Origin of the sequence: Streptomyces sp. DH12 (assembly GCF_020873895.1) — a bacterium.
Lineage (GTDB): Bacteria > Actinomycetota > Actinomycetes > Streptomycetales > Streptomycetaceae > Streptomyces.
On sequence record NZ_JAHWGT010000435.1, the window covers coordinates 1 to 619 of the forward strand.

The following is a 619-nucleotide window of genomic DNA, read 5'->3' on the forward strand; positions in this document are numbered from 1 at the left end:
GTCGGTACCCAGCCGACGGGCGACACGGCTGAAGAAGCCGACGAGGTTCGGGGTGGGCTGGGTGATGTCGCCGTAGTAGTCGACCTTGCGGTAAGGCACGTCAACGGTCTGGTAGACGGCCTTGTGCAGGCTCATCTGCAGCTCGCCCACTGAGCCGTCGGACGCAGTGACCTCGGGTCGGAGCGTGAGGACGTCGGCCCAGTGCGAAACGGTGGCGGTCGACATGCTCAAGACTCCTTAATGGTGAAAGGAAGGGTGGGCTGGTCAACGCGCTCGCTGGCGGCGAGCTCGGTGGCGACGCGGTGCGCAAGGTTGGCGATGGTGCCGGCGTTGCGCTGAACGGCTGTGAGAGCCTTGGCCACTGTGTCGCTGGGAGGCAGCTGCGCGAGGATCTCCCCGACGACGGCCCACAGGTGCGCGTCAGTAGGTTGCCGGTCAGACTCAGCGACGACAGCGGCAACGCCTTCGGTGGCGCCCTGGTCCCAGGCGGCGGCCATAGCCCGGACCACCTCAAACGTCGAGGACTTGTCGCTGATAGCGCTCGGGGCGTCGAGACGCAACTTGTAGCCGCTCTTGCTCTCGGTGAGCAGCGCGCCGCGCAGATCCTCCAGGCGCAGGT

At 66.7% G+C, this 619-nt stretch carries 2 protein-coding genes; both read right to left on the minus strand.

Annotated elements, in window-relative coordinates:
* Positions 1–225: hypothetical protein (locus tag LPA54_RS35020; RefSeq protein ID WP_228984641.1), on the minus strand; the 225-nt coding region annotated here is incomplete at its 3' end.
* A gap of 2 nt (positions 226–227) precedes the next feature.
* The coding region (locus LPA54_RS35025; protein WP_228984642.1) for a hypothetical protein at positions 228–619 on the minus strand (392 nt) is incomplete at its 5' end.